This is a genomic window from Myxococcus sp. AB025B (genome assembly GCF_006518215.1).
Classification (GTDB): domain Bacteria; phylum Myxococcota; class Myxococcia; order Myxococcales; family Myxococcaceae; genus Myxococcus; species Myxococcus fulvus.
The window spans coordinates 1-23,724 of record NZ_SRLW01000151.1; the positions used below are offsets into that span (position 1 = coordinate 1).

Here is a 23,724-nt window from a genome sequence, read left to right on the forward strand (position 1 = left end):
CGCCCCCACCCAGCATGGAGCCGAACATGCCGGACAGGTCCGCGCCGCCCACAGTGGACCCGCCCGAGCTCGCGCCCGGCGCCGTCGTCACGCCGATGAGCGCCCCCGTCGCGGTATCCATCAGGGCCATGAAGGCCTTGTGGGCCAGGAGGCGCGCCAGGTCCTTGAGCATGCTTTCCACCATGTTCCGGAAAGAGAACTGCCCCGTGGTGGCGAAGGTGACGAAGGCGTCCTCCATGTGCTGGGCCGCGGAGGTGACGGCGTCCTGGGCCAGGGCGAAGCCGGTGGAGAGCTGCTCCTGCAGCCTCGCCACCTCCCGCCGGTACGCGGCCGCGCCGATGCGGCCCTCGTGGAAGAGCTTCTCCACGGCAGCCATGCGCTTCTGCGCGTCGGCCAGGGGGTTGAGCTGCTTCTCCAGGTTCTCCAATTCCTTGGCGAGCTGGGCCTCGGCGCGGCCCTCCGGCGTCCACAGCTCCCGCGCCTTGGCGAGTTGCGCGTTGTAGTCCGCCAGCTTGAGGCGCCCCGCGTCCCGTTCCTCGCGGAGGAGCCGCTGGGCCTCCAGGAAGCGCGTCCCGGATTGGTCCCCCAGCTCACGGTTGAGCTGCTGGAGATTCTGGAGGCGCTCCTTCTCGGCCTTCTCCACCGCCTTCGTGGCCTCGGCCTCCTTCAACCTGGCGATGGCCACGTCCGCCTGCTTCTTCTTCTCCGCGGAGAGCGCCTTGTACTCGTCGGTGAGGCTGAGGGCCTCGGCCTTCGACTTCCCGAGGGCACCCGCCTCCTCTTGGATGCGCTCGAGCCACGTCTGCGCCTTCTTCGCCAACTCGTCCCGGGCCTGAGCCGCCTTCTTCGTGGCCTCGGCGTCCTGCAGCTTCGCGATGGCCACGTCGGCGAGCTTCTTCTGCTCCTCCGTCAGCAGTTTGTACTCGTCCGACTGGTTGAGCGCGCCTGCCTTCGTCTTCCCGATGGCGCGGACGTCCTCCTCCAGTTTCGCCAGCCATGCAGCGGCCTTTTTCGCCTCCTCGACCTTCTTCTTGCCGGCCTCAATAGTCTCCGACGCCGACTTCGTAGCTGCGGCCCCCGCGCGGCCATGGGCACCCGCGACCTTGTCAGCCAGCTCGGCCTCCTTCTTGGCGGCGTCCTCCAGCGAGATAAGCGCCTTCTGAATTTCGGCAGCACGCTGCTGGTGAGCAGCGAGTTCCTTCTCCAAAGGGACGAGCTTCTCTTCGATCTGCGCCGCGAACCGCGGGTCCTTCCGAACCTCGGAGAACGGCTTCCCTCGTCCAGCCCATGTCCAATTCACGGTGACGATGCGATTTTGCTTCTCCTTCACTGCGGCAGTCATGCGCGCGATGTCCGCGTGGGCCGCCTTCAAATCATCGCCAGCGACCTGCCGGACTACTGCCGCGAGTTCACCAATCGTGTCGACTTCGCTCGTGAGAAGGTCTTGGTATTTCCCACCCAGGGCGGCGACCTCTTCTTTTGCAATGGTGAGGCGCTCCAGCGCCCTGGCCTGATCCTCAAGGGCCTTCGTCTGGGTCATGAGGTCCACCACGATTTGCGAACCTCGCCCCACCGCGGCGGCCGACTCCTGAGCGTGCTGCATCGCCTTCTCGCGCGCCTCTTCCGCAGCCCGGCCGAACTCGGCGAACGCCGTGACGGCTGCGCCCAGGGCGATGACAACCACGCCGATGGGCCCGCCCATGGCCGCCAGCGCGGCAGAGCCTGCCCGCGTCGCGAACGTCGCGCCTTCGATGGCAAGCGCCTCTCGCACCTTCGCCTGCGCCAGGAGGTTGGACTCGATGGCAGCCTTGCGGGAGGCCAACACCGAGCCCTCGACCGCGGCAGCCGCCTGGAGCGTGGCCTGTCGCTTCTCGAGCTGGGCCAGCGCATTCCTCAGCGACTCAGCGCGACTCTCCCCCACGGCTCGCTTGTAGTGCGATTCGGTCAGCGCCGCCTCGACGACCGCCTCCTTCGCCTTCTTCGCGGCTGCCGCCTTCTCCAACAAAGCCTTCGTCCACTCCTGCCCCCATGCGACCGCGCGCGCGGCACCAATCACCGCCAGCGCCTGGGCGAGGTAGCGAGCCGCCGTCGTCACTTCCTCGAAGTTCGCCAACAGCCCATCCATGGCGGGCGAGACGGAGTTGAGCAGCTCTTCGCCCACCTCGATTCGCAGGGCGGCGAAGCGCGCACGGAGCTGGTCCACCTTCATCTGCGGCGTCTCCGCCATCTTCTTGAAGGCGGACTCCGTCTTCCCGGCTGACGTCTCCATGTTCTGGAGCGACGTCGCGAAGTCCACCGAGGCCGAGCCCGAGAGCGTCATTACCGGAAGCAGCGCTTCGACGCCGCCAACGAGCGCAGCAAGCAACTCCGTGCTGCCACCCGTCTTGTCCTTCATGTCCTGGAGGAAGCCCGCGAAGCCCTTGGACTTCAGGCCGGCGATGTTGAACTCGATGCCGAGTTCCTTCGCCAGGATGGCGGCTTCGTTGGAAGGCTTGGCCACCTGCGCCAGGATGGCCCTCACCCCCTCCATGGCCGTCTCCGTCTTGATGCCAGCCTTGGTGAGCGCTGCGTTTGCAGCCAGCAATTCCTGGAGCGACACGCCCGTCTGGGACGCAATCGGCGCCACCTTGCCGATGTGGCGGGCGATGGTCTCGATAGACGTCTTGCCGTCTGCTGCCGACACGAACATGGCGTCGGCGGCCTGGGTGGCACTCCGGAGCTGGGTGCCGTAGCTGGCCATGATGGACGTCAGGCCGTCGGCCGCGACGCTCACCTCCGTCACACCGCCGATGGCCAGCTTGTTGGCGATGGCGAGCATCTCCGTGGCCTTCGCCGCGTCGGCGGCACCAGCGGACATGATTTCGTAGAGCGCCTTGGCCTGGTCGGTGGGCCCACGGCCGAACTGGGCGCCCAGTCGCTTCGCGCTCTCCGCAAGCGGGCCCATCATCCCGAGCTGGTTGTCCTCGAGCAGAGTGCTCACCTGGGCCATGGCCGTGGAGAAGCCCAGCGCCTCGGTGGTGACGCTCCGCAACGTGGCCCCCACTGCCACCATGCCCATGAGGTTGCCGGCGAGTCCGCCAAGCCCCTTGGAGAGTTGTTCCACGGGCGACTTCGCGAGCTCTGCGGCCTTCGCCACCTCCTGGACGGACTTCGCGGCGCGCATGTCGTCCTGCATCTTCGACATGGCCGAGGACGCCTTGTTCAGCTCGTTCATGAACCGGTGGATGGTGCCTGTGTCCCCGAATGCAGACGTGAGGCGCCCCGCTGAGCCCTCCAACAGCTTCAGCTTCTCGTTGAAGGTGTCCAACACCTTCGTGTCTTCCATCGACTTCTGAAACCGTTTCGCCGCCTCGGCCGCCATGTCGAAGGTCTTCGAGAGCGCGCTCACGCGCTCCAGTTCCTTCAACTTGTTTCGCATGTCGTCGAAGGCTCTGGTGTTGGCCTCCACCTCCTTGAGCATCTTCGCCATCTCACGCTGAAACTGTGCGGTGGCCGACTCGACCTTCGTGGTCGCCGTCTCCGTCTTTTCCGCAGCCTTCGTCAGGTCGCTGAGTCCCTGCACCCCTCCTGCCGCCTCGGAGGTGTCGATGCGGACCGACAGCGTGGCCAGGTCGAACTGCTCAGACACGGTAGACTCCGTTCAGGCTCGATGCGAGGCAGATGCGCGGGGACGTGAGCACCTGAATGTGTGACCAGTGGACCTGGGTACTCACGCTGTGCTGGTTTCCTGGACCATGCGCGTCCGCCCCGCCTTCGTTGCCCTGCTCCTGATTGCTGCCTGCGCCTGTCGCTCTGACGACGAGAAGCGGCTCGAAGCGGAGCGCGTCGAGTCGGTCCGGTACAGCAACGAGGCTCATGGGAGTCCCGAGCTGCGATGGGACACGGGTGGGAAACACCACACCACGATCATTCGAGTTCAGCCGTTTGGGTCCAAGGACCCGGACGAAGTCCGGGCCGCCATGCTCCGGGAGATGCCGAACTACGACGCCGGCAAGGAGCAGCTGGAGAAGGAGGGGTGGACGCACGTGGGCTTTCGCGACCGGGACACTGGAATCGAGATGACCAAGCCCGTGTCCGAGCTGCGCGGAATCGACGCAGTCATGGCGGACTGGGAAGCAGAGAAGGGAGCCAGGCAGGAAGAGGAGCACAAGCAGCAGGCCGCCCCGGCCCAGCAGTAGTCGTCCCGGCACCTCGTACCTCCTCACTTCGGACTGAGCTCATCCCGGAAGACGTCGTCGAGCTGGCGCAGCAGGCCCACCTCCGCAGGCGTGGGATGGTGGCCAGTGAGACGGGCCCACGCTTCGATGTCCTGGAAGCCAATGGGGGCAATGGAGAAGCCCCCTGCCCCGCGAGCGCCGCTCAGCTCGCAGAACCAGCCCCAGACGTGGGCGAGCGCGTCCGGCAGCGCGTACTCACCCACCAGCGCCACGGGCGCCTTGCCGGTGGCCTTGGCCACCTGCTCGAGGTGGGCGCGCAGCGACACGCCTCCCTCGCCCTCGGGCTTGCTCAGGTGGAACTGGTGTCGGGCGTAGCCGAGGAGCTGCTCGGCGAGGCCTCGAAAAAACGGGAGCGGTCCGCCTGCGCGTCGTCCACCTGGCGGCGCAGCCAGGGGTGCTCGGTGTAGAGGTGCAGGGCCGCGTCCGCGGAGAAGGGCACGGGCTTGCCGTTCTCCACCAAGCCCTGCCAGCCCAGGGTGCGCCGCACGAGCATGTCCACCGCGTCGGACTCGATTTCCCGGGCGGTGTTGGCGGCGCTGCGGTTGCCCAACTGGAGGCGCGTCAGCGAGCGCTCCCGCAGCTCGCGCTCCGCCGCGCGGGCGACGGGACTGTCGGGACTGGCCAGGATGACGATGATTCCGGTGGGAGTGCCGGTGACGGGGTGGTGAATGGACACCTCCGCGCTGTCGCGGTGGCGGATGGAGGACAAGTCGAACACGGGGGACTCCTTGGGGACTACGAGGGGATGAGCGCGCACGTGCAGGCCGCGCCCGGGAGGGCTACGGGTTGCTGCGCTGGTAGACGAGGCTGGTGCCAGCCGTCGCATCGAGGAGCGCGGTGAAGGGCAGCGAGAGGACGACGGGGCCCTCCTTCGGGTTGTCCAAGTCGCCGCCCGTGTATTTGATTCGCGGCAGGTACAGCCGGTGGAAGTCCACGCCGTTGACGTCCACCAGCAGCAGCTCGAGGGAGGACTCCTCCTCGTTGATGAAGCGGTTGAGGAGGGTCCCGTCCTGGAAGTACGCGGACAGGTTGCCGGACACCGCGAAGCCGCCCTCGTGCACCTCCGTGGGCGAGCGCTGGCCGACGACGCCCTTGGTGCTGCGCCCGTTGCTGACGTCCAGCTCCACACCGGTGACGTTGGCCACGACGACTCCGCCCTCCAGCAGCGTGCCGGTGAAGGCGTCGAAGGGGCTGCCGGTACCCGCGGGGGTGACGGTGGTGGCATGGGAGGCGGTGGCCTGCACCATGTCCTTGCCCAGCAGCGTGACGCTGCCGGTGACAATTTCGCCGGGCTGGATGGACAGCTTCAGCGCGTTGACGGCACAGCCCCGGTACAGCAGGTACTCGTTGATGTCGGTGAAGGCGCGCTCGAAGGAGTACGTCTTCAACTCCGTGCCGGCCTTCAGCCGCCGGCCCACCAGCGCGACGGTGCGCCCGGCGGCGGCCGCGTCGGCAGCGAGGGCCTTGTCCACGGTGAGGGACAGGGCGGTGACGGCCACCACCTTGGCGCGGCCGTTGTTGCCCGCGGTGGCGAAGCCGGTGGCGGCCACCTCGTCGCCCGGCAGGAAGCCGTCCGCGAGGAAGCTGCCGGTGGCACGGACGAAGGACTCGTCGTCCGCGTCCGCCTCCAGCGACACCGCGCCCGTCGTCACCGCCTCCCAGGTGCCCGAGAGGGCCCCGGAGAGCAGCTCGTCGAAGGTGCCCCGCGAGAGTTCGAAGGAGACGTCGCCGGCGACGCTGCGCATGCCGTGGCGCAAGTCCGCCGTCTGCCTGTCGGCGCGAATCTCGTTGGACTGGTACGTCTCCTTGCCCAGGTTGAGGGAGGTGCCTGTGAAGCGGAGCGCCTGGTACGTGGTGCTGGCGGGGACGCCGTAGTCGCCCTCCGCGGTGAAGCGCAGCGCGGTGCGCTGTCCTGAAGCTGAAGAAGCCATGCGAGTACTCCTGCCGCGCGGAGCGGCTCAACCCACCGAGTGCACCAGCCACCAGACGCTGACGGGCACCACCCACCACTCCGCGTCCCGGAGTCCCGGGGCGAGGGAGGCGGACTGCACGCGGACGGTGGTGTCTCCGCGCGGCAGCGAGGTGCCCGGTTTGAAGCCGTCCACCACCGCCTGCGCGGCGGTGACGGCGGCCTTCTCCCCGGTGCCGAAGGGGAAGTGCAGCGACACCTGGAAGACGCCGGGCCGGCGCGTGTAGCCGTCCACCCCCACCGTGCCTGGGGAGGTGCGCGCCCACAGGTGGTGGACGCTGGCCCAGGGCGTGCCGGCCGTGGGGGTGAAGGACTCGTTGGGGAAGGCCAACTGGGCCATGCCCATCACGGGCCCCAGCACCTCGGCCACGCGCACCTCCAGCGCCTGCTTTATCTCGAGGTGGACGGCGCTCACGTGCCACCGCCCTCCTTCGCGTCCTTCACCGCCTCACCCAGAATCTCCTGTCGGTGGGCGAGGGTGACGCGCACCATGCCGCGCGGGGCCTGGGCCGAGTGGCCAAACTCCAGCCGGCGGGCGTACGGCAGGTTGTTGGTGAGGTAGACGGTGTCGCCCAGCTTCGCGGCGGCCAACTCCGAGGCCGCCGCGGTGACGACGCCGCTGCCGTCCTTGTCCTCCGTCTCCGTGGTGCCGGAGGGGCGCGCGCCAATGCCCACCTGCCAGTTGCCCCGGAATCTCCCGGTGTCCACCGGCGACGACTCCACGACGTTGGCCAAGAGGCCCAGGGCCGTCTTCCGCACCACCTCGTTGGCGCGCTCCTTCGTCGCCTTGACGAAGGACTCCACCTGGCGCGAGAAGCTGGCGCCCTTGCGCACCTTCCTGTCCGTGTCGCGCAGACTCATGCGGAGGCCACCCGCAGCGTGAAGAGAATGGGCGTGCCGCCCAGTTGCACCGGTGGGTCCGTCCCCAGCACGCGCCAGGTGCGGCCCTCCAGCGGACCCACCTCGTCCCCGGGGCCCGGCACCACCGGCAGGCCACGGGCGCCCACCAGCAGCTTGCGGCGCGCGGCGCGCACCGCGGTGCCCTCCTGCAGCGAGTCGCCCTCCTTGTCCTGCCCGGAGTCCGACTGCACCAGCACCCGCACCGGGTAGCTGGCGGAGGACGAGGCACGCGTGGACGTGGCCACGTCGTACTCGCCCACCATGCGTCGGGTGAGGGAGGCCGACTGGCCGTACTTCGTCAGCAGCGCGAGGGACTTGCGCGCCAGCCTGTCCGCCAGGGCACTCACCCGCGCACCACCTGGAAGCTGCCCAGGCCCGCCAGCCGGGGCACCACCAACGGAGACACCAGCGCCGCCACCTCCGCCGGAATGGCGACGTGCGTCTCCTTCGACGTCTTCAACGGCCCCACTTGGACGCCCTCGTCCACCACGGGGCCCAGGCCCGCCGTCCAGTCCTCCTGGAGAAGCCGGAAGGCGAACTCGGCCACCGCCCACCGCAGCTGCGACGGAATGGCAGTGGAAGACACCCTGGCGCCGTCGAAGACGACGCCACGGCGCGGCCACGCCAGCGCCTGCTCGGCAGACGCCCGCGTGCCCAGGTAGCGGTAGTGGGTGTCGAGGACGCGCGTCGCCCACTTCAGCACGCGCTCCCTCTCCTCTACCGAGGCCGCCGCCCACTCCGCGTTGTGGCCGCGCGCGGAGTGGTAGGCGTCCGCCTCCACCAGGGTGCAGTACGAGTCGGAGGAAGGGCCTCCTGGAGTCGCTTCAATGGGCATGGGCGGCTACTCCTCGGGCGCGGGCTACTCCTTGCCCTTGCCCTTCCCCTTCGCCTTGCTGTCCGCCGCCAGCGTCTCCTCGGCCGGCGCCTTCGGCAGTTCCGTCGTCGCCTGGACCTTCGCGCTCTCGGCGCTCGCCGCCCTCGCCTCGCGCAGCTCGGCCCGGAGGCGCTCCAGCTCGGCGTCCTGCGAGTCGATGTGCGCGCGCGCGCCCTCCAGGGCGACCGCCAGCTTCGGGTCCACGGCGCCGATGGACTCCGCGCTCGCCTTCGCCTTCTCCTTCACCCACTTCGCCTGGGCATCCTCGTACTCGCGCGAGTCCACCTGGAAGGCGTTGTGGTACTTGCCGAGAATGTGGAGGGCCGTCGCCGCGTGTCTCGGCACCTCGGCCACACCGTCCTTGAAGTCGAAGCCCGCGAGGCTGCACGTCTCCCCCTCGCGCGGCCCCACCAGCGCCACTTCCACCGTCAATCGGTTTCCAGCCATCTGTTGCTCCACAGGGAATGCACCCAGCACGTGCTGGGCGCGAGGTTGAGGGCTGGGCCCGCCTGGGAAGGAAGTCCCCGCGGGCGGGCCCAGCCGAGAAGCGCGCCGCTCAGTTCGTCACGCCCTGGAGCACCGCCAGCCCCAGGTCGCTGAACACGGCCAGGCCGCAGTAGAACTTCACGCGGGTGATGGACTCGTCCTTCGTCTCCGCCTCGCCGATGTCCGCGACGTGGATGCCCATCTGCTTCTTCGCGTGCAGCCCGGCGATGCCCACCTTGCGGGTGCCGTCGTCGAGGCACCCGGCGAGGATGCTGGTGCACGTGGTGCTGGTGCCCTGCGTCTGGTTGGTGGGAATCCAGTCGTTGCGGAAGATGGGGACGCCCTCGTACACGAGGACCTCCTCCACGCCGTCCGCCAACTGCACCGTCTCGATGATGCCGGCGCCGCCCTGCGCGCGCAGCAGCGCCTTGTAGGAGCGGATGGTGCGGCCCGGCATCATGTAGAAGTCGAGCTTCCCGTCCTTCGCGGTGACCTTCTGCCGGAGCTGGTCCAGCAAGTCGAAGGAGAGGTCGGCGCCGTTCGGCCCGGCCACCAGCGTCTGGCCCGCGCTCACCAGCCCCAGCAGGCCCTCGAACTCGTCATTGGCACCGGTGCCGTTGACGAGCAGGTTGGCGTACTTGCGGCCCACCGCCTTGGCCTTGCCGGCCACCTGGAGCGCCTTCTGGTCGGTGGTGTCCGAGTGCGTCGCCTCGATGAAGTTGTCCACCTCGGCGTCGCCGATGATGCGCTTCAGCGCGCTCGTCACCTGGACGAAGGTGGTGGGCGACTTGGCGGTGATGGTGCCGCCGACGCCCAGCATCTGCACGTCACCCAGCGAGGACTCGCGGTTGTAGACGATGGCCGGCCCTTCCACGGCTTCCCAGCGAAGGCGTTGGTAGAAGGCGTCGACGGTGACGATGTTCTCGATGATGCCGCCGACGAGGTCGTCCTGGCTGAGCTTGGCGGCTTCGACAAGGGTGATTGAAGGCATAGGAGTGCGCTCCTCCTCGGAGCGAGGGAATGCGAGACAGGCAGAGGGCGCGCCAAGGGCGAGGCTGCTGGAAGCCCTCTGTCATTCATGGACTGACGAAAGAGTGACTGCCGCCGGGAATCCCTCCCGGTTTGTCGTGGGCCGCATCCCGCGCACCCACGACGGGTGCTACTTCCTGCCAAACCCGCGCTGAATGCGCTCCAGCGCAGTCAACTTGCCGCCCCCGGGAATCCCTCCCGGGGGTGCCCCCGGGGGCATCCCGCCGCCCGAGGAGCCCGTGCCCTTGAAGGCGCGGGTGAAGCGCGAGTCCTTCTTCAGCTCCACGACGTACTCGTCAACCGTCATGGGGCTGCCCGACTTGTTCTCACGAGGGTTCCCCTCGTCATCCACCACCCGAACCAGGAACTTCCCAGCCTCCTCCACCAGCACCACGTGAGGAGCCATGATGGGTAGCATCAACTCGATGGCCCCCTCATTTTTCGTCAGGGCCTCGCGGACGGCGCCCTCGGCGAGCTGCTTGTGCAGCACGGACGTCAGGCGCTTCACCTCGGCCTCCTTCTCGCCCAGCACCTTGGAGTGCTTCTCCTCCAGCAAGGTGCGCTCCTTCGCCCACACCTCCGCGCCCTTGACGCCCTTCTGCGCGTCGGCGAGCTGGGTGCCCAGCTCCGCGAGGCGCTGCTCCACCTCCTCCGGCGTCTTCAGCCCCAGCTTCTCGAAGCCCGCCAGCTGGCCCCTCAGCGCCTTGTTGCTGTCGCGCTCCTTCCGCAGCGTCCCGGTGAGGGCGGAGGTGTCCAGGCGCTTCGCCAACTCCTCGTCGAGGACGTACTTCTCGGGCGCACCCTCCGCCGCGTCCACCTTCGTGTAGAGCGCGCGGAGCTTCTCCGGCACCTCGTCCACCTTCTCCAGCTCCGGCTGCCACTCGAACGGCATGTGCTTCCTCTCCCTTCGTCAGCGCGGGCCGGCTACAACTTCGCCCGCTTGAAAGCCGCGGCCTCCACCGCGTGCAGTTGCTCCAGCGTCAGCGTCTTCCCGCTGGCGTCCGTGAAGCGGCCCAGCGGAAGGCCTCCCTCGCGCCAGAGCTGCGCGCGCGTCGGCCCGAGGACCTCGTCCTGGAAGGCCCGGGACTGCTTGCGCAGCCAGTCCTCGTAGGAGAGCCCCTTCGGCACCTGGCCGACGTTCTCCCGCGTCCACTTCTGGCGCTGGCGAGAAATGGCCGCGTCGCGCTCCTTCGTGGACATGGCCTTCCAGCGCTCCTCGCCCGCCTTGGCCTTCGCCTCGGCGCGGAAGTCGATGTCCCGCTGACGCCTTGTGCGAGTGTCCGTGACAGAGGGCCTGTCTCCAATCAGCTTCACGCCGTCGATGACGGGTGACGTGGTGGTCCGGCATCCTCGGTGGAAGGGAGGACGGCGTCCGTCGCGCACCGGGAACACCTTCCCGTCCAGCGCCATGCACACCAGCGTGGTGCGCCCGTCCAGGGTGGCCACCATGCGCACGTGCTGGACGATGTCGGCGTTCGCCCTGTACGTCTCCTCCCGGGCCTGGGTGGCTACGTGGTTGGTGGCGGTGCGCACCACCGACTCCGCGTTGCGCCGGCTCGTCTCAAGCACGCCGTCCGAGTAGCCCTGCGCCCGTGTGCCGATGACTTCGCGCACCATCTGCTGCGTCGTCTTCCCCTCCACCATGCCCTGGCGCACCACTCGGCCCATGCGGTCCAGGTCGGCAGGGGCGAGCGCGTCAGCCCAGTCCTTCAGCACATGCCCCTCGAAGGGCCGGGAGAAGGCGGCCGCGTGCAGCACTTCCGCAGTGGGCGTCGCCACGGAGAGCTCGGCGATGAGCGTCTCCTTGAGGACGGCAGCCTGCCACCGCGCCTCGTGCGTGGCGAAGAGGCCCAGCTCCTCCGTCAGCAGGCCCATGGCGGTGCCGTAGGCTTCGGCGCGCACGGCGCCCACACGGGCCAGCGTCTCTTCCATGCGCCGCGTCACCGCGGGCCCCGCGTCGTACCCGCCCGCCGCTTCGATGCGCGCCAGGCGCTTCGTCAGCTCGGCCTCCAGGTCCTCCTCGGATTCGTTGAGCACCTCCACCACGCGCCGGACGAGTCCCGCCTTGTACCGCTCCACCTGCACCGCGTGGGCAATGGAGCGCTCCAGCAGCTCCTCGTTCATCGTGGGCCCGGTGCTCACCTCGAGCCCCCGCGTCGCCGCCGCTGCCGCTCCACCCGCTCCGTGGCCAGGAGGGCGTACCCGGCGATGTCCCGCCACAGGGACTCGCCCAGCGCGTCCCTGTCCGTCGCCACGCGGAAGAGCTTGTCCACCACGCGCACCACGGCCAGGGCGTCGTCGAACTTCGCCCGCGGGATGCCGTCCGGGTACAGGAGTGCCAGCACATGGACGGCCTTGCCGTAGGCGCGCTGCTTCTCCGTCACCAGGTGGCCCACCGCCGCGCCGAGCCCCGCGTAGTCCGGGGGGGAGACCGAGCGCACCGGCGCGAGGCGGCGTCGCCGACCTCCACGGCCAGCTACCCGCCGACGAGGTGTCGCACGGGCGGGTCCACTCCTACTGCGTTGGAGCTTCGGAGCGCTCATGGCCGGGCCGCCTTCCACCGCGCGAAGAAGGCGCGCAGCCCCGCGCGGTCCAGTTCCACGGCGCCAGCCTCGAGCGCAGCCGCGCGGCGCGGGGGCGTCAGGTCGTAGTGGGGCTTGCTCGCCGCCGGCGGAGACTGGAACCACTCACGTTTCAGGCCGATGTGGGCCGCGAATGCGTGCAGGTCCGCCTCTTCGCCCGGGTCGCAGAAGAGGTGGCACCAGCGGTGCCCGTAGCGCGCGCCCGCGTGACGAGCGGCCGCGTCCTTCGGGGGCGGGTGCACAACGAGCTCGTCGACGTAGACGCTCACGCATCACCGCCGCGCATGCACTGGCACTCGGTGGCGTCCGTCCAGGAGGGGCACCTGTCCCGCTCGACGTGCCAACGGGCGCCGGACAGGAGCAGGAGGAACTCGCTCATGTGCCGGGTGAAGAGGACCTGCCCCACGCCCACGAAGTGCCCGGGTGGGAGGAACGGAGACTCGCGGACCTCGACGCCCACGAGGGCGCTCGCTTCGAGCATCACGCGGCACCCGCCTTCTTCGCCCAGGAGAGGACGTGCTTCAGCGCTAGGTACGCCGCCGCGCCGTACTCGTCCGCGCGCAGTTCCTCCCGCCACGTGTTGCGCCGCGAGCGCAGTTGCTTGCCCGAGACGTGCCCCACCTCGTGGCCGAGGATGTAGGCGAGGTGGAGCGGGGCCACGTCCGGCGCCGCCCAGTAGTGGATGACGGCCCCCCCCGGCCTGCGCCCCGCGAACGCCCGGGCGCCCATGTTGAGGATGCCCTGCCGCATGTCCGGCCACTCGGCGACGTCACGCGGACGCAGCCCCATGGGGCGGAAGTAGACGCGAGCGAGGGCGTGGCGGCTGCGGTGACGAACGAAGCGAACGCGGGGAAGCGGCCTGGGCGCCCCGCCGATGGTGACGGCAGGCGGCCTTCTCGGGCGCGAGGGGGCACGGCTTGCAACAGCACGGGAGCGCATGGGCCCCGAGCGTCAGGCAGTGGGAGGACAGGAGCCGCGAGAACCTCGAGGATCCTGTAGAGCCCCCGTTGGACACCTGGAGCGAAGGTCAGGGTTCCACAGCCGCGAGGATACGTCCTCTGCTTCCGATATTCTTGACGAACCTGAGGCTCAGGCTGCGACCATCCTCAAACTCAAGACGGCAACCGCTCTCTTCCACACCAGCGGGCCAATCGAATGCGCGGGGGCGCAGGATGTACTGCTCAAAACCTTCCTGCACGGAGGCGTTACTCCCCGAAGACTCCCTCCGAGCAGGGTTATGCTCCATGACCTCGACCTCGCAGATTTTCTCATCGCCCCGAAACAGAATTGGCATTCACGACTCCTCGAAAGCGGTCTCTGCCGAAACAGAAATTGCACCGCGCATCTCGCAACCATTTTGAACCCAGCACTTCATTGAGTGCCCCCTCAGCTCGGCCTGTTCTTCGTATGGACAACCGAGATCCGGAGGCTCTCACCCTCCCACAAAATGGCACACGCATCAGAGATTTCGTACCAGCGTCCCGAAGGCTGTCCCGTGCCGTGGTTCTTTCCCATGCAGGAACAGTTGCACTCCAGCCCGAGTGCATCCCAGCAGGCCCGAGCGCACTTCTCCATCTCGTTGAATGGCTGGATGACATAGACGGTCCCCCAGCGCAGCGCGCATTTCCTCACGATGTCGTTGAACCAAGAGAGAGGGAGCTCCCAGAGCTTGTGCTTCGAGTTCCAGATGGGTCTCCGCGTGGAGAGCTGAAGGAACGCCCGGTTGCCCTCCATGTACGGCGTCTTGCAGAAGAGTGGCGGGTTCCTCATACGGATGACGACTGGGAACCGTTTCTGCTGTACCACGCCTTCAAAAGTCAGGCCGCTCATACGCTCCCTAGGAAGAACCGCCAGTCTACCAGGGGAGGACAATTCACCACGGTTCCTCGATGCGGTGGAGCCGTCCTGTGCTGCGGGAGGTACTTCGCGATGAGCGAATGGCCCCATGCGCGGGCGACCGCATAGCGTGAAGCTCGGCCCTCTTCAGGCTTCCACTTCGGGAACGGCAGTGACGGAGGCAGCCTGCGCCGCGCACCTGGGCGTAGCCCCCAGAGGTAGCGGTGATTCCCGCGGTGGCGCTGCCGGCGCGTCACCAGCGGAAGCCACTCCCTGCGCCAACCGCGCAGGTCCTCGCCTGACATGCGCTGCTGAACACAGCAGCCGCGAACTGTGCCCTCAAGCACCGCCAGCCCAGAGCAATCACTCAATCAGAAAACGTCAGGCAGGCTAAGGCTGCGAACTGTTCACGGATGGAGGTGGTCCTACAGTCTCTGATGGTGGGGGTTTGAGCCAGTTGTGGGCGACGGCAATGTACGCAGCGAACAGCGCAAAGACACCGGTAATTAGCGCTGCAACAACAGTTGGATCAGTCCACCGAAAACGCTTCGCTCCCGGCTCCCTCGCTGTCGAGAGCCCTTTCTGTGAACTCTTGTCCGCTGCCTCTGCAATGAGCCGCCCCTGAGGAGCGTGAAGATCCTCCTGCCGCGAGCCCCCAGTAGCCGTGGCTCGAAGCTCTGGCGCAGCCTCTTCTCGATCCTTTTTCCGAGACATCGAATCACCCCTTCGCTCAAACACCTGACCTACCGAAAGGCGGCTTTGCTCACCATCTTGGGCATTTCCAAGAAGATTATTGTCTCCGCTAATCTCGTTACGCGAAACATAAACCTTCTCATGAAAATGCATCTCAAGAACCGAGACCGGAACACCAGCCTTCTCGTATCCCAGTCGACGCAGGGCATCCGCCATAGATGGCAGACCAACATCCTCGCGCACTGGGGAAGTCAACGCGACTATGCCATCTGCGGAGTTTTTTTTTGCTGCGCCTCAAGAGCCATCTTCCAGGGCTTGGTCATCGAGTAGCGGACGACAACGCGCGCCTGGAAATCAGCCTCGCGCTTTTCGCTTTCGGTCAAGGCATGCGATTCACAATCCACCCTCGAACACTCTGACCGCAGCTTCGACAAAGCGTCTGGGAGCGACCCTCCGTAGAACTCGTGACCGAAGGCACAGACAAGAGTCGCACGGGCACTCAAAAATGATTCATCGACGAGTGCTTTTAGAGCACTAGCCACCTCATCGGCCGTCCCAAGTTCTGCCGCAAGAAACTGTTCGAGGGCGAAGAGAGCGGACCTCTTTGGCCCCAGATAAGCCGCTTCGATGCGTTCTTGAACGCTCATCCGAACCTCTTCTGCCTTCTCTCTTGCCCCCATAGGAGCTCAGTGTAGTGCTACGGTCTGACCTCAGCCCAAAGCTCCCGGACCACATCCGCCATGGCCGCTTGGCTGGTTCTTACCAAGAAGTTCAGGTACGAATGGCGAGCATTCATAACAAAAGCTACTCGACCATATTCAACAAACTTATCTTCCGGATGCTCATAGTCCCAGTTGTAGACCCGAAGGTCCTGAGGCATGTCCTCTTGGCTCTTTATCCGGTCATCCGTCACATCAAGGGGAGCCAAGCGGAAGCCATCTAGCTTCCCCTCGAAGCTGACCTTTCCAACTACATCGCGAGCGTCCGACCCGCTCATTCCAACGAAGTCAAGCTGGAGCCGGTCAGCAAGTGCCATTACATGACCTTCGGTGAACTGTACTGCAACTAGATGACGCGCCAATGCCGGATTTCGCTGGGGCAATGGCTCCCCGGTGACCCACTCAACAAAGGCTCGCACCGCCTTGCGTGACGCTTGATTTCCCCCGTAGACCTTCATTAGGCGCCCCTGTGCACCCAGTTCAAGTGAGAGCCCAACGTCCTGGGTTACAACAACAGCCTTTTCAGTATCCTCATAAATAACATGAAGGTGCTTCGTAAGCCGCACTGTCGCATCAATCGACTGCGGACCACTTCGAACACTTACCACTCTTGGCGGCACGATCTCCGACGGCGCCTCATCTTCTTCGTCCTCCTCGACAACACTGAGCCGTGCATCTGCCTTCTGTTCTTCGAGGCGAACCCAGTGCTCTGTCAGTTGGGCGGGATGAAAATCCTGCTTAGTGCTTGCCCGCACCGCTGCCGCTACAGCATTGCGCGTATCCACCTCGGACTCGAAACGCTGAAGCGTTGGAGCAGCCCACAGGAACAGAGACTGTCGGCTATACGCCGTCCATAGCTTCGACAGACGCGCCGTTGCCCCCGGACGCTGCTTCTCAATCGCATCGAGCGCCGCCTTTCTCGGGAGGCGCATGTTGCTTAACACACCAGCAATCAGCTCGGCCCGCTCAATCTCATCCAAATCTATCTCCGACAACAGCCAGAGCAAATGATCCGACCGTACGCGTGACATCGACTCCCCCGGTTCCGACGCACTACCGCGTCATTCCTAACCTCTACAACACACTACGCAGAGCCTTCCAGATGTCACTTCCGACCCCGGCGACGAGCCCCCAGTCCGATCGTACTCACAAACAACCAGCACGACATTCCCTGACGAGAGTCAGAATCAACCTCATCGCTGACACGCCTCAGGAGTATGTTCCAGGAGTCCCCCCGCCGAGTCCTGGAGCGGCGCCTGCCTGACGCGACCCGTCCGCCATGAGTCAAGCGGCACTCGCCGGGCTCCCCGCGACGACGCGGGCCACGGCGCGGACATCAAGGGGCAGGTGGACAGCCGATGCCGGGTCCTCCGCCAGCTCCGGCGACGTCTCCGCCGTCTCCAGCTCCCACCCCTCGTCGTGCTGCGCGGCCGCGCGGGCGATGGACTCCAGGGCATCCAGGTCCAGCGCCTCGCCAACCTGGTGCTGCTGGCCCAACGAAGGGCCCGCGGAGGTGTCCTCGACGGGGAACGCGCGGGCCTCGAGCCGGCCACTTTTCCGCGCGGGTGCGAAGGAATCCAGCCTCTCAAGTTGAACCCGGTCAGCCATGATAAGGAGATGCCCCCAATGCGAACAGGCCTCATCGTCCTCGCGCTCGGCGTGCCGCTCTTCCTGGGGTGTGGTGACTCCGGGGATTCCGAAGAACCGAACGACTGTCCCACCACGGGCCAGGGCACGCTGGAGGTCACCATCCGCGGGATCCCCTCCTCCGCCGCCTCCATCGTCACCCTGCGCAACGGGAACGGGCTGCGGATCATTGATGCCTCGCGCAGGCTGGAGGGACTTTCCGCGGGCACGTGGAACCTCCTTCCCGAGCCCACCGGCGGGAGTGGGCCGCTGATTCGCACGGCCTATGACGCACCGACCTCCCAGGTCTGCGTCCGCGACGGGCAGACGGTCACCGCCACGGTCGACTATGCGCTCGTCCCCAGCAGCCAGAAGCTGTGGCTGTCCACGAGCAATGGCGCCGCCGAAATCGAGGCCTTCTCCGCAGAGAGCCTCGGCGCCTCCGGGAGCCCCTCGGCCACAGTGTTGCTGGACTCCACCCCGGCCATCCCCCGCGCCTCAGGGCTCGCGTTCGACCGACGAGGCAACCTTTGGGTGGCGCTCAGCTCGGGGGAAATCCGGCGCTATCCCGCCCGGGACCTCGGAGCCTCGGGTGTCCGCGCGCCCGACATCACCCTGACGGGCAGCGCCCTGCGCGGAGGCTTCCCAGGCCCCATTGCCCTCGCCTTCGACAGGATGGGGAACCTCTGGGTCTCCGTCGGCTTCAGCGACAAGGTGCTGCGCTTCGGCGCCGCCCAGCTCACCGCCAGCGGCTCGCCCACGCCCGAGGTGGAGCTCTCGGGGCTCGGCGAGCCGAGCGCCCTGGCGTTCGACGCCGAGGACCACCTGTGGGTGGCGGACAGCGCCAGCACCGGCTCCCGCGTGCACCAGGTGGGTCGCTTTGGCCTGGTCACGTCGGGCACGGTGACTCCCTGGACGAGCATCGACGCCAAGCCCACTCCGGATGGCGTCAGCTTCTCCGGCCCCTCGGGGCTCGCCTTCGACGAGGAAGGCAACCTGTGGGTCGCCTATGCCGCGAGTGGCATCGTCGCCCGGCTCACCCCCAGGGAGCAGGGCGACGCGGGCCCACGGACCGTCACGCCCGCGGTGTGGCTCGACGTCGGAGGCCCTAGGGAGCTCGCCTTCGACGAGGAGGGAGGGCTCTGGCTGGGCTACGATTCCGGCGACATCGCCCGCTTGAGCCCGGGCCAGCTCGCCGCCACCGGTGCGCCGGTGCCCCAGACTCTCATCTCCAGTGCCGACCTCGGCGTCACCCACGGCGTGGCCATCTATCCCGCCCCCGCCAACCTGCCCCTGTTCCACGGGCTGGACTGACGCAAGCCCCCCGGCGCGCAGGCCGCTCTGCGCGCCGGGGGGCGCGCTGGCCGTAGGGCATTCATCCGTTTGCACGCACGGCCCGCGCCCCGACGGCGAAGAGCATCACGCGACACCTCCGGCAGAGGCAGCAGGCTCACCGTCCACAGGCGGCTCGGAGCCGGACTCCTGGGTGCCCTGGCCGGGCTGCGCCTGGGGCTCGTCCCTCGGCTCGCGGCCCACGGTGCCCAGCCTGGGCCCCTCCTCCGCGAGGTAGTCCGAGTCCAACTCCTCGTCGAAGTCCGCGGAGAGGGTGCCCCGGCGCTGCAGCTCCTTCAGGAAGGCACGGCGAGAGATGTCGCCCGCCGCGCGAGTCTTGAAGAGCACCTCCAGGCCCTGCGCGTCACCCTCCTCCACGCCGAAGTCCGTGTGCACGGACACCTTCAGCTTGTCGTCCGGCACCTCGACGCCCATCCACCGGGCAGCGAAGTGGAAGGCCAGCTCCAGCGCGTCGCCGAAGGTGCGCGCCATGGCGCCCAGCTTCGAGTAGCTCTGCCCGGCGTTGATGGACTTCTCGGTGGCCGTGGTGTTGCTCTTCCGGCGGACGAGCAGCTCGACGCTGAGCGCCGCCATCTGGTCCTCCAGGCGCTCGAGGTCCTTCGCGCCCGCTTCGATGGCCGCCCCGGCGTGCTCGACGTAGTAGAATTTCCCCTGGGGGTTGCTGGTGGTGAGCAGCGAGTGGGGGCCGATGGCGATGCCGCCGCGCCCACTGGGCCTCCCGAGGAACTCCCTGTCCTCCGCGTCCAGCCCTTCGAGCTCGACGCCCCCGCCTCGCGGCGAGTCGTCCGTCACGCCCGAGGCCGCCAGAATTGGGAAGCGGGTGATGGTGAGGATGTTCCGCTGGTCGCTGGATGACTGCCAGTGCTCCAGGTTCTTCTCCGCCAGGGAGAGCAGCGGCGGGCGGATGAGCATGAAGCCCTTGGGCTTGCCGGCGTACCAGGTGACGAGGGGGATGAAGCCCAGCGTGTTCTCCCCGCTGTCCACCAGCGCCCAGGTGCCGTTCCCCTCCTTCTCGTACACCTCCCACCTGTCTCGCTCGAGCACGCGGACGCGCTCCACCACCACCTCCTCGAAGCCGGACACCCGCGTCACCGGATCGCGGATGCGGATATGCGTCAGCACCTGGGCGCCGCCCTCCACCGTGGCGTAGGCCGCCAGGAGGGACTCAGCGGTCACGTGAACGAAGTACGGGCGTACGCCCGCCGCCTCCTCGTCCGCGCGCGTCTGCACCTGCGTCCTGTCCACCCTGGGGAATTCGACGAGGATGTGCACCAGTCCGTTGGCCAGCCCGTCCGCGAAGGCGTTGCGCGCCCACGTCGTCACGTCGTTGCCCTGCTTGTCCACGTCGTCCACGAGGGCGTGCAGCTCCTCGGGGGCGGAGTCGGACAACGTCACCGGCTTGGTGAAGGGCATCTCCGCCAGGGTGCCGAGGGCGGACTCGAAGTAGTTGAAGTGGAAGCTGCGCTGGAGGCGCTCTCTGTAGGCCTCCTCGGACTCGCGCGCATGCTGAGGCAGGTACGTCGTCCCCGCGGCGCGCATGGCCTCGGTGCCTCCCAGCAGGGCCCGCACCAGCGCCCAGTGCGGCTTCATCGCCTTGTACGCGCTGCTCTCGTTGCTCACGTCGGACGTCATGGGCTGGCCCTCTCTGCATGGCCGGGACGGCGAAGGTGGACGTACTGCCAGTTGCGGAGCGCCAGGCGGGAGAGGCGCCGGGACGTCGGGTCCGCGAGGTGGGGGAAGAAGCGCAGCACCAGCCATGCGGAATCGCGCCGGGCCGCGCGCGGCAGGCCTCGCCCGCGCAGGCGCCAGGAGGTGCCGGGCCGGCGGCGGGCGGCGCTCACCCGGACACCACCCGAAAGGGCCCGCGGACGCCAGCGCTGAAGCGCTCCGCCGCGCGCAGCGCCATGCGCACCCGCGCCTCGGGCTTGAGGTGCCGGGCAGCGAAGAGGGCCCCGCGCGCGGCCTCGCTGCCGCACCCCACGGCGTCGAAGCCGTCGCGGGACTCCGCCACCTGGTAGTCGGCCTCGACGCGGAAGAGGTGCCCCGCCACGCCGACGAGGAAGGTGCCGCCCAACTCCTGCTCGTTCTGCTTCGCCGCCCAGCCCTTGTCCTTCAGGGCAGCGCGCACCGCGTCGACGAAGTCCACCACCATGTACCGGCCCAGCGCCCCGGGCCGCGTCGGCAACGGCGGTGGGCAGAAGGCGTGCCTCAACACCTGCCCCATGCGGAAGGACGAGGTGAAGCCGACGAGGAAGGGGCCGGTGGAGAACACCTTCGTGTCGGCGCGGACGGTGAGCTCGTACCCGGCGACGCCCGCGCTGTCCCCGCCCAGGTACACGCGCCCCCGCGCCACCACGCCTGCAATGCACGTCACGTTGCCACCTCGGGAGTCATGCGGCGGGCGGCGGACTCGCCGCGCACCAGAGTAAAGAGAGAGGCCACGGCGGCCCCCATGTCGGCCGGGCCCGCGAGCAGCAGGTGCAGCACCTCGGGACGGGACAGCGTCAGCGTCCCCCGAATGGAGGACACGTCCGTCGCGGACAGCACCGCGGGGCCACCCGGGTGGGTGTGCCAGTCGCCCAGGTAGTGCAGCCGGGGGTGGACGCGCGCCACCAGGCGGTTGTCGCGGGCACGGTCCGCCTCGTAGCCCAGGCGGCTGCGGAGCGCGCGCCGTCCCGGGCCCGTCAGCGCCAGCACGTGGGCCTCGCCGTCCACCACCTGCCCCAGCAGCAGTCCGCCCGTCTCCAGCGGGGCACGCACGCGGGCCAGGCGCTGGGCCTTCGCCAGCACGGCGCGGCGCACCCAGACGCGGTACGGGCCGGACACGTACAGGACGACACCCGGTGCCGGCGCAGCGGCGCACGTGGCGCTCATCGGTAGCTCCCGACGCGCATGGAGTGCGTTGACGTGTCGAGCATCAGCTCCGTCAGCGCCCACACCGCGGCGTCCATTCGGTTAGGGCTCCAGGTGGACTCCCCGGGCACCCACGTCGTCATCTCGTCCTCGAGGGCGGGCAGCCGGCCCACGTGGTGCACCTTCCCGCGCTCGTACAGCGCGGCCACCGGCTCCGCGCGCTTCGCCTTGCCGCGCGAGGCCGTCACCACCTTCACGTTGACGGGCCTGCGCATCTCCTTCGCCTTGCTGCGGATGGTGGTCTCCACCATGTCCCCGCCGAAGTTCTTCTCGCCCACCACGGCGTCGGCGCACTCCTTCTCGTAGAGGGCCAACGACTTCGTGGCCCACCCCTCCGCCGAGTACTTGGCCGAGGCGTCCAGCCACACGTAGGCGTGCCCGTTGGAGGCCTTGCCCGCGCAGACAATGCCCACCTCGTCGTTGCTGGGGCCGTCCCCGCCAGCCGGGTCCACCGCCACCACCACGCGCACCATGGGCAGCGGCTTGCCCTCGGCGTCCACCGGGAGAGGCGCGCGCGCCTCCTCCAGCGTCTCGGGAGTCCATAGGGCGCCCACCGCCGCGGACTTGAAGGCCTCCTCCACCGTCGCCGGGTACTCGCGCCGGAAGTCCGCCACGCCCTTCTCGAAGGCCGACACCTTCGAGCGGCGCCACGCCAGCTGCCCGTCGTCCAGGGCGTAGCCATGCACCTGCTGGCACAGCTCCGCGTACCGCACCTCCTCCGAGGTGCGCTCGAAGCCCGCGGGCACCGGCAGGCGGTACTCGTCCTGCCAGAACCAGGGGATGAAGATGAGCTCGTACTCGTTCTCCCCCTTCTGCGCCGCCAGGCACAGCCGGTAGAAGAGTCCCTGCGGCCCGTCGCTGGTGGACTCGAGGATGATTTCTGTCCCCGGCACGTTGCCTACGGCCTCCAGCACGCCGCGCATGTGGCCCGAGGCGTTGGGCCAGAAGGCGACTTCCGAGCCGTGGAAGTACTGCAGCGTCGACGAGCGTCCCGTCCCCTTGCTCCCTGCGGTGCCCACCTTGTACCCGGAGGCCAGCTTGTCGAAGAGCAGCTCCTTCGCGTTGGACGCGCTGGTGGACGGCTTCACGAGCGACGGGCAGTGCTCGTGGTACGTCTTCGCCATTTTGAAGAGGTTGGCGGTGGCCGGGTCCTCGTGCGTGAGGATGTAGGCGCTCACCCCTTTCCGGTGTGACACCCTCCAGTAAAAGCGCGCCTCCACGTACGTGCTGCACCCCTGCTGGCGCCCCTTGAGGATGATGGCGCGCACCCTCCCCGTCTTCCGGAGCTGCGCCTCCAGCCTCTCGTGCAGGTACAGCTGGGCCTTGTTCAGCTTCAGCTGCGGCAACGCCGCCCCGGACACCTCCTTCGGGCGAATCCGCAGGCACTTCTCCGCGTAGTGCGGGAAGTCGTCCTTCAGCCGCTGGCGGATGGCCTTCTCGCGCGGTGACAGCTCCTCCTGCGCGTCCTGCGCCACCGGCCGCACGCCACGCCCCCTCAGCTCGCGCGGCTGACGGCGCCGAGCCACCTGCGTTCGGAGGGAGGGCTTCTTCCGCGCCTGCTGGGCCGCGCTCACTCCAGCTCCCCCAGCGCTTCCTCGTGGCTCTTCTTCATCTCCGTCAGCTCCACCTTGTCGGTGAAGAGCTTCAGGTACTTGCCCAGCAGCTCCAGCGACTTGTCCTTCGGCCAGAGCCTCAATGGTCAGGTGAAAACCGGCCAAAGAGGGTCCCGTCAAAACCGGCCAAAGAGAGAGGGCCGAGACAGGAGGACTCCTACCCTGCGGACTCGGCGGACCGCAACTCCATGGCCCCCTTGGTGCGCCAGCTTCGAGGGCCGAATTGGACGACGTGGGCATGGTGCAGGAGCCGGTCGAGCATGGCGGCCACGGCGGCGTTGTCGCCCAGGAGCTTCCCCCAATCCTCCACGGGCCTGTTGGAGGTGATGAGGGTGGAAGCCTTCTCGTAGCGGCGCATGATGAGCTCGAGCAGGTCCTCTGCGGCGGTGGCGGGCAGCTTGCGCATGCCGAGGTCATCGATGACGAGCAGCGGGGCGCTGGTGAGCGCATCGAGCTTCTGTCGTCGGGTGCCCTCGAGGCTGGACTCGGCCAGCTCCTCGAGCAGGTGGTGGGCTTCGCGGTAGAGGACGCGGTGGCCCTGGGACTGGATGACGGCGCGGCCGATGGCCTGGGCGATGTGACTCTTGCCGGTGCCTGGAGGGCCGAGGAAGAGCGCGTCCTCGCGTCGCTCCACGAAGCCGCCGGTGGCCAGCTCGAAGACGAGGCGGCGATTCATCTTCTTGTTGAAGTCGAAGTCGAAGCCGTCGAGCGTCTTGCCCGCGTCGCGGAAGGCGCCCTGCTTCAGGCGGCGTTGGATGAAGCTGTCGCTTCGACGTGTCAGCTCGTCGTTGACGAGCGCGGAGAGGAAGTCGAGCGGAGCGAGCTTCTCGGCCTGGGCCTGGAGCAGGCGCGCCTCGAGGGCCTGGGCCATGCCGGACAGGCGCAAGGTGGTGAGGGCACGGGTGATTTCGACG

The 23,724-nt window shown here is 67.9% G+C and carries 28 protein-coding genes; 2 read left to right on the forward strand and 26 right to left on the reverse strand.

Annotated features, from left to right (window positions below):
* Positions 1-3,628, reverse strand: a 3,628-nt coding sequence (locus tag FL311_RS24020; protein WP_141328301.1) for a phage tail tape measure protein, incomplete at its 3' end; no start/stop codon positions are given.
* A gap of 106 nt (positions 3,629-3,734) precedes the next feature.
* Here FL311_RS24020 and FL311_RS24025 point away from each other — a divergent pair.
* Entirely contained in the window at positions 3,735-4,178 is a 444-nt protein-coding gene (locus tag FL311_RS24025) for a hypothetical protein (protein WP_141328303.1), read from the forward strand.
* A 23-nt stretch (positions 4,179-4,201) separates the two neighbouring features.
* Here the strand turns inward: FL311_RS24025 and FL311_RS24030 are convergent, their stop codons facing one another.
* The 19 genes from FL311_RS24030 to FL311_RS24120 form a co-directional block, all read right to left on the reverse strand.
* Entirely contained in the window at positions 4,202-4,483 is a 282-nt protein-coding gene (locus FL311_RS24030; protein WP_141328305.1) for a hypothetical protein, read from the reverse strand.
* A gap of 23 nt (positions 4,484-4,506) precedes the next feature.
* Positions 4,507-4,935 (reverse strand): hypothetical protein, encoded by a 429-nt coding sequence (locus FL311_RS24035; RefSeq protein ID WP_141328307.1) that lies wholly within the window; start codon positions 4,933-4,935, stop codon positions 4,507-4,509.
* A 61-nt stretch (positions 4,936-4,996) separates the two neighbouring features.
* On the reverse strand, positions 4,997-6,148 hold the full coding sequence (locus FL311_RS24040; protein WP_141328309.1) for a phage tail tube protein: 1,152 nt from the start codon (positions 6,146-6,148) through the stop codon (positions 4,997-4,999).
* 27 nt (positions 6,149-6,175) lie between these two features.
* Positions 6,176-6,601 carry a phage tail terminator-like protein gene (locus FL311_RS24045; RefSeq protein ID WP_141328311.1) on the reverse strand — a complete coding sequence of 142 codons (426 nt, stop codon included), beginning with the start codon at positions 6,599-6,601 and terminating at the stop codon, positions 6,176-6,178.
* Positions 6,598-7,047 carry an HK97 gp10 family phage protein gene (locus FL311_RS24050; RefSeq protein WP_141328313.1) on the reverse strand — a complete coding sequence of 150 codons (450 nt, stop codon included), beginning with the start codon at positions 7,045-7,047 and terminating at the stop codon, positions 6,598-6,600. Before FL311_RS24050 ends, FL311_RS24045 begins: the two co-directional genes overlap by 4 nt.
* Positions 7,044-7,433: a hypothetical protein gene (locus tag FL311_RS24055; protein WP_141328315.1), complete on the reverse strand. Its 390-nt coding sequence runs from the start codon at positions 7,431-7,433 to the stop codon at positions 7,044-7,046. The genes FL311_RS24050 and FL311_RS24055 overlap by 4 nt, the downstream gene beginning before the upstream one ends.
* Positions 7,430-7,921 carry a DnaT-like ssDNA-binding protein gene (locus FL311_RS24060; RefSeq protein ID WP_141328317.1) on the reverse strand — a complete coding sequence of 164 codons (492 nt, stop codon included), beginning with the start codon at positions 7,919-7,921 and terminating at the stop codon, positions 7,430-7,432. The genes FL311_RS24055 and FL311_RS24060 overlap by 4 nt, the downstream gene beginning before the upstream one ends.
* Positions 7,922-7,945: 24 nt before the next feature.
* Positions 7,946-8,407, reverse strand: coding sequence for a hypothetical protein (locus tag FL311_RS24065; protein ID WP_141328319.1), 462 nt, complete (start codon positions 8,405-8,407; stop codon positions 7,946-7,948).
* Between the two features lie 109 nt (positions 8,408-8,516).
* Entirely contained in the window at positions 8,517-9,437 is a 921-nt protein-coding gene (locus FL311_RS24070; protein WP_141328321.1) for a major capsid protein, read from the reverse strand.
* A gap of 168 nt (positions 9,438-9,605) precedes the next feature.
* The gene (locus FL311_RS24075) at positions 9,606-10,367 is read right to left on the reverse strand and encodes a hypothetical protein (RefSeq protein ID WP_141328323.1); all 762 of its coding nucleotides are present in this window, start codon (positions 10,365-10,367) and stop codon (positions 9,606-9,608) included.
* 32 nt (positions 10,368-10,399) lie between these two features.
* On the reverse strand, positions 10,400-11,617 hold the full coding sequence (locus tag FL311_RS24080) for a minor capsid protein (RefSeq protein WP_141328325.1): 1,218 nt from the start codon (positions 11,615-11,617) through the stop codon (positions 10,400-10,402).
* The gene (locus FL311_RS24085) at positions 11,614-11,916 is read right to left on the reverse strand and encodes a hypothetical protein (RefSeq protein WP_141328327.1); all 303 of its coding nucleotides are present in this window, start codon (positions 11,914-11,916) and stop codon (positions 11,614-11,616) included. Before FL311_RS24085 ends, FL311_RS24080 begins: the two co-directional genes overlap by 4 nt.
* A 98-nt stretch (positions 11,917-12,014) precedes the next feature.
* Positions 12,015-12,326 (reverse strand): DUF4031 domain-containing protein, encoded by a 312-nt coding sequence (locus FL311_RS24090; RefSeq protein ID WP_228557032.1) that lies wholly within the window; start codon positions 12,324-12,326, stop codon positions 12,015-12,017.
* Positions 12,323-12,541, reverse strand: a complete 219-nt coding sequence (locus FL311_RS24095; protein WP_141328328.1) for a hypothetical protein — start codon at positions 12,539-12,541, stop codon at positions 12,323-12,325. The genes FL311_RS24090 and FL311_RS24095 overlap by 4 nt, the downstream gene beginning before the upstream one ends.
* Complete coding sequence (locus FL311_RS24100) at positions 12,538-12,846, reverse strand: hypothetical protein (protein WP_141328330.1); 309 nt, start codon at positions 12,844-12,846, stop codon at positions 12,538-12,540. The genes FL311_RS24095 and FL311_RS24100 overlap by 4 nt, the downstream gene beginning before the upstream one ends.
* A 597-nt stretch (positions 12,847-13,443) precedes the next feature.
* Positions 13,444-13,887: a hypothetical protein gene (locus tag FL311_RS24105; protein ID WP_194869347.1), complete on the reverse strand. Its 444-nt coding sequence runs from the start codon at positions 13,885-13,887 to the stop codon at positions 13,444-13,446.
* Between the two features lie 959 nt (positions 13,888-14,846).
* Positions 14,847-15,233: a hypothetical protein gene (locus FL311_RS24110; protein WP_141328332.1), complete on the reverse strand. Its 387-nt coding sequence runs from the start codon at positions 15,231-15,233 to the stop codon at positions 14,847-14,849.
* Positions 15,234-15,283: 50 nt separating this feature from the next.
* Complete coding sequence (locus tag FL311_RS24115) at positions 15,284-16,285, reverse strand: hypothetical protein (RefSeq protein WP_141328334.1); 1,002 nt, start codon at positions 16,283-16,285, stop codon at positions 15,284-15,286.
* A 304-nt stretch (positions 16,286-16,589) separates the two neighbouring features.
* Positions 16,590-16,913, reverse strand: coding sequence for a hypothetical protein (locus FL311_RS24120; protein WP_141328336.1), 324 nt, complete (start codon positions 16,911-16,913; stop codon positions 16,590-16,592).
* An 18-nt stretch (positions 16,914-16,931) separates the two neighbouring features.
* Between FL311_RS24120 and FL311_RS24125 the strand changes: the two genes are divergently transcribed.
* A complete protein-coding gene (locus tag FL311_RS24125) occupies positions 16,932-18,245 on the forward strand; it encodes a hypothetical protein (protein ID WP_141328338.1) in 1,314 nt (437 codons plus the stop codon).
* A gap of 105 nt (positions 18,246-18,350) precedes the next feature.
* On the opposite strand, the gene FL311_RS24130 is transcribed toward FL311_RS24125, so the two are convergent.
* From FL311_RS24130 to istB, 6 genes are all read right to left on the reverse strand, one after another.
* On the reverse strand, positions 18,351-19,916 hold the full coding sequence (locus FL311_RS24130) for a DUF4055 domain-containing protein (RefSeq protein ID WP_141328339.1): 1,566 nt from the start codon (positions 19,914-19,916) through the stop codon (positions 18,351-18,353).
* 205 nt (positions 19,917-20,121) lie between these two features.
* A complete protein-coding gene (locus FL311_RS24135; RefSeq protein ID WP_141328341.1) occupies positions 20,122-20,658 on the reverse strand; it encodes a hypothetical protein in 537 nt (178 codons plus the stop codon).
* A complete protein-coding gene (locus FL311_RS24140) occupies positions 20,655-21,158 on the reverse strand; it encodes a Mov34/MPN/PAD-1 family protein (protein WP_141328343.1) in 504 nt (167 codons plus the stop codon). The genes FL311_RS24135 and FL311_RS24140 overlap by 4 nt, the downstream gene beginning before the upstream one ends.
* A complete protein-coding gene (locus FL311_RS24145) occupies positions 21,155-22,771 on the reverse strand; it encodes a hypothetical protein (RefSeq protein ID WP_141328345.1) in 1,617 nt (538 codons plus the stop codon). Before FL311_RS24145 ends, FL311_RS24140 begins: the two co-directional genes overlap by 4 nt.
* Positions 22,768-22,893: a hypothetical protein gene (locus FL311_RS45960; RefSeq protein WP_255510358.1), complete on the reverse strand. Its 126-nt coding sequence runs from the start codon at positions 22,891-22,893 to the stop codon at positions 22,768-22,770. Before FL311_RS45960 ends, FL311_RS24145 begins: the two co-directional genes overlap by 4 nt.
* Before the next feature lie 74 nt (positions 22,894-22,967).
* On the reverse strand, positions 22,968-23,724 hold a 757-nt coding region (gene istB / locus FL311_RS24150; RefSeq protein WP_141328347.1), incomplete at its 5' end, for an IS21-like element helper ATPase IstB.